The organism is Ruminococcus sp. RTP21484sp1_RTP21277st1_D2_RTP21277_210401 (genome assembly GCF_040924225.1).
Classification (GTDB): Bacteria; Bacillota; Clostridia; order Lachnospirales; family Lachnospiraceae; genus Blautia_A; species Blautia_A faecis.
On sequence record NZ_JBCOMJ010000063.1, the window covers coordinates 1 to 4526 of the forward strand.

General features: G+C 45.6%; 4 protein-coding genes. All 4 read left to right on the forward strand.

The features are described 5' to 3' along the window. Positions 1-882: uroporphyrinogen-III synthase (locus AB5706_RS22915; RefSeq protein WP_368366336.1), on the forward strand; the 882-nt coding region annotated here is incomplete at its 5' end. Further along, on the forward strand, positions 873-1856 hold the full coding sequence (gene hemB / locus AB5706_RS22920; RefSeq protein ID WP_173773557.1) for a porphobilinogen synthase: 984 nt from the start codon (positions 873-875) through the stop codon (positions 1854-1856). The genes AB5706_RS22915 and hemB, both read left to right, overlap by 10 nt. Next, entirely contained in the window at positions 1856-3127 is a 1272-nt protein-coding gene (gene hemL, locus AB5706_RS22925; protein ID WP_173773556.1) for a glutamate-1-semialdehyde 2,1-aminomutase, read from the forward strand. Before hemB ends, hemL begins: the two co-directional genes overlap by 1 nt. A gap of 223 nt (positions 3128-3350) precedes the next feature. Continuing rightward, the gene (locus AB5706_RS22930; RefSeq protein ID WP_118579985.1) at positions 3351-4439 is read left to right on the forward strand and encodes a lactonase family protein; all 1089 of its coding nucleotides are present in this window, start codon (positions 3351-3353) and stop codon (positions 4437-4439) included. Positions 4440-4526: the final 87 nt, after the last annotated feature.

Genomic DNA, 4526 nt, shown 5'->3' on the forward strand with positions numbered 1-4526 from the left:
GTTGGTACCCTGAAAGCCGCGGCTGACCAGGCGAAGATCCAGACACCGGCCATTATTGTGGTAGGAAAGGTCTGCACTCTGGCAGATGATTTTGCCTGGTATGAGAAATTACCTCTGGCAGGCTGGAAGATCCTTGTCACCCGGCCAAAGGAGAATATTTCCAGAACTGCGGCCCTTCTTCGGGAGAAAGGTGCAGAAGTACTGGAACTTCCATCCATCAGTATTATCCCTCTGGAGGATCAGAGCAGACTGTACCAGGCCTTTTCTCATATCCGCAGCTATGACTGGCTGGTATTTACAAGTCCTGCAGGCGTGGAAGTTTTCTTCAGGCAAATGGAGAAAAAGAAGATCGACCTGCGTTCTCTTGGAAATGCAAAAATCGCGGTGATCGGTGAGGGCACAAAGAAGAAGTTTCTGGAAAGAGGAATCTATCCGGATTTCATGCCTTCTGTTTATGATGGAAATACCCTTGGAAAAGAACTTGGCGCTCTTTTAAATGGAACAGAAAAGATTCTGATTCCAAGAGCCTCCCTTGGAAACAGGGAGCTGGCAGAAGAACTGAAAAAAACAGGTGCACAGGTGGATGATGTTCCGACTTATGAGACCGGATATGTAAGCAGTCCTCTTATTAATGAGAAGAAAGAATTTGAAGAGGGCACCATTGACCTGGCTGTATTTACCAGTGCTTCCACAGTGAAAGGCTTTGTGGAGAGTACCAAAGGACTTGATTATTCCAGGGTTCGTGCTGCATGTATTGGGAAACAGACTCGTGCAGCGGCGGATTCTTATGGAATGCAGACATATATGTCAGAAAAAGCAACCATCGACAGTCTGATCGAACTGGTTGAGACACTGAAGAGGAGTGAAGAAAAATGGAACTGATTAAGAGACCTAGAAGATTAAGGGGCAGTGCAAATTTGCGAAAAATGGTGAGAGAGACCAGAATGGACAAATCTTCTCTTATCTATCCGCTGTTTGTAATGGAAGGAAATGGAATCCAGGAAGAGATTCCTTCCATGGAAGGGCAGTACCGTTACAGCCTGGACCGTCTTCCCTATAAGCTGGAGCAGTTGGAAAAAGCAGGAGTAAACAGCATTATGCTTTTTGGAATCCCGGATCATAAGGATGAAGTCGGAAGCGGCGCTTACGCTCAGGATGGTATTGTACAGAAGGCACTTCGGGAAGCAAAGAGCAGATTTCCAGAGATGTATTATGTGACAGATGTGTGTATGTGTGAATATACCTCTCACGGTCACTGCGGCGTTCTTTGCGGCCATGATGTTGACAACGATAAGACATTGGAGCTTCTGGCAAAAACAGCTCTGTCTCATGCGCAGGCTGGCTCTGATATGATCGCGCCTTCCGATATGATGGACGGACGTGTAGCTGCCATCCGTAAAGAACTGGATCTGGGCGGTTATACCAATATTCCAATCATGTCTTATGCGGTGAAATACGCTTCTGCGTTCTATGGCCCGTTCCGTGATGCAGCCGGAAGTGCTCCTGCTTTTGGAGACCGCAAGAGCTATCAGATGGATTTCCACAATAGAAGAGAGGGAATGAAAGAAGCTCTTATGGATATTGAAGAAGGCGCTGATATTATTATGGTGAAGCCTGCCATGTCTTATCTTGATATGGTATCTGAGATCTCCAAGGCTGTGAATGTTCCGGTAGCTGCCTATAGTGTAAGTGGTGAGTATGCCATGGTGAAGGCGGCGGCAAAGATGGGCTGGATCGACGAAGAGCGGATCATTGGAGAAATGGCTGTGGGAGCTTATCGTGCAGGTGCCCAGATTTATATCACTTATTTTGCAGAAGAAATTGCAAAAATGATGGAGGAAGGGAGAATCGGATAATGACAAAGTCTGAGAAGCTTTTTGAGAGAGCGGTAAAAAGAATCCCTGGCGGTGTAAACAGTCCGGTGCGTGCATATGGCGCTATTGGAGAAGCACCGAGATTTATTGAACGTGCAGAAGGCTGCTATATTTATGATGTAGATGGCAACCGCTATATTGATTACATAGATTCCTGGGGACCAATGATCCTGGGACACAATTTTCCTGCAATACGGGAAAGTGTTCTGAAGGCCTGTGAAAAAGGTCTGAGCTTTGGATGCGCTACAGAGATCGAAGTGAAAATGGCTGAATTTATCTGTGACAGAATCCCGCATGTGGATATGATCCGAATGGTCAATTCTGGTACAGAAGCTGTTATGAGTGCAATCCGTGTTGCAAGAGGTTATACGGGGAAAAATAAGATCATCAAATTTGCAGGCTGCTATCATGGACACAGTGATGCCATGCTGGTAAGCGCAGGTTCCGGTGTGATGACAAGTGGTGTGCCGGACAGTGCCGGTGTTCCAAAAGGCTGTACAGAGGATACTATGCTGGCAGCTTACAACGATCTTGGCAGTGTGGAGACTCTTTTTCAGCAGGCAGATGGCCAGGTGGCAGCAGTGATCGTGGAAGCAGTTGGAGCCAACATGGGTGTAGTTCCGCCAAGGGAAGGATTTCTGCAGGGACTTCGCGCTCTTTGCGACCAATACCATGCCCTTCTTATTTTTGATGAGGTGATCACCGGATTCCGACTTGCATTTGGCGGCGCAGCACAGTATTTTGGTGTAACACCGGATCTGGTTACTTATGGAAAAATCATTGGTGCCGGAATGCCGGTAGGTGCATATGGCGGAAGAAGAGATGTGATGGAATTGGTTGCTCCGGCAGGAAAAGTATATCAGGCAGGTACTTTAAGCGGAAATCCGGTAGCTATGGCTGCCGGGCTTACCCAGCTGAAATATTTGTATGACCATCAGGAAATTTACACGGAACTGGAGAAAAAGGGAGAGCTTCTCTACGGTGGAATGGGAAAAATCGTGAAAGAAAAAGGTCTGAATTACCAGATGAATTATGTGGGCTCTCTTGGAAGCCTGTTCTTTACGGGACAGCCTGTTGTAGATTATGTTTCTGCAAAATCTTCTGACACAGTGGCATTTGCAGAATATTTCAAAAAAATGCTGAATATGGGAATTCATATGGCTCCGTCCCAGTTTGAAGCCATGTTCCTGTCAGCGGCTCATACAGATGAAATTATTATGGAAACTCTGGATGCAGTAAAGCTTGTTCTTTGAAAATGTGTGTGGTATAATTTAGACACAATTACATAAAAGAAACCAGAATACGAGTTGCTGTAATAAAATGCGGCTGTAATAAATGAACCGTGGCAGAGGATTTACTGATATAGAGAATGCAGTAATATTCAGAGCTGCACAGTGACCCGCTACGCTGTAAAAAAGATCGGAAGAACAGCGTGAACGGACGGTTTCCAGAAAGAGACTGTAGGAGGCTAGACAAATGGGTAAGAAATATGTGGCTTATGTAGGAACCTATACTCACGGAACCAGCAAGGGAATTCAGGTTTATGACGTGAACCTGGAAGAAGGTACTCTCACAGAGAGAAGTGAAGTGGAAGTAAGTAATGCGTCTTATACTGCGGTATCCAAGAATGGAAAATACCTTTATTCTATCGAGGATGAGGGCGTTGCGGTATTCAAGCGTGATCATAATGGCGATTTGGCACGTATCAACAGCGTGGATATTGATGGCATGAGAGGTTGTTTCCTTGCTACAGACGTAGATGGCAAATATCTTTACGTAGCAGGTTATCACGATGGAAAGGTAACCGTTGTACACACTCATAAGGATGGACGTCTTGGAAGTGTTATGGACGGTGTTTTCCACACTGGTCTTGGAAGTGTTGCAGAGCGTAACTTCCGTCCTCACGTAAACTGTGTACGTCCTACTCCGGATAATAAATATCTCTGCGCAGTAGATAATGGAATTGACCAGATCAAGGTTTACCGGATCAATAAGCGCACAGATAAGCTGGAGCTTGTTGATATTGTCCGCTGCCCGAGAGAGAGCGGACCGCGTATTATCCGTTTCAGCGCAGATGGACGTTATGCATATGTTCTGTTTGAGCTGAGCAATGAGATTAAAGTGTACAGCTACAATGGAGAGGGTGATACTCCGGAGTTTGAGCTGCTTCAAAGTGTTTCCACCCTTGCGAAGAAGGAAGACGGAAGCGTATCTCATAATGCCGCATCAGGTCTTGCTCTTGCACCGGATGGCAAGCATTTATTCTGCACTACAGCAGGTGAGAATACAGTAGGTATGTTTGAGGTAGATGGTGAGACTGGTCTTCTGGATCGTAAATTTGTTCTTCCTGTAAGTGGTGATTATCCGAAAGACCTTGTTATTTTCCCGGATAATCAGCACATTGCCGTTGCCAACCACTCCAGCAACAGCATTACAACCTTCAAGGTTGACTACGAGAAGAACATCATTATGATGAAGGGCAAACCACGTAAGATCGAGACCCCAAACTGTATCAATATCTGGCCGGTACCGGATGGAGAGGATATTGAGGATATAGAGGCCTGATACATTCTGATGTCAAGCGTTTTTGAAAATGTCCTAAAATAATTGAAGTATTAGCCCCGGCTTTTTGCTGGGGCTTGTTAAATTGAT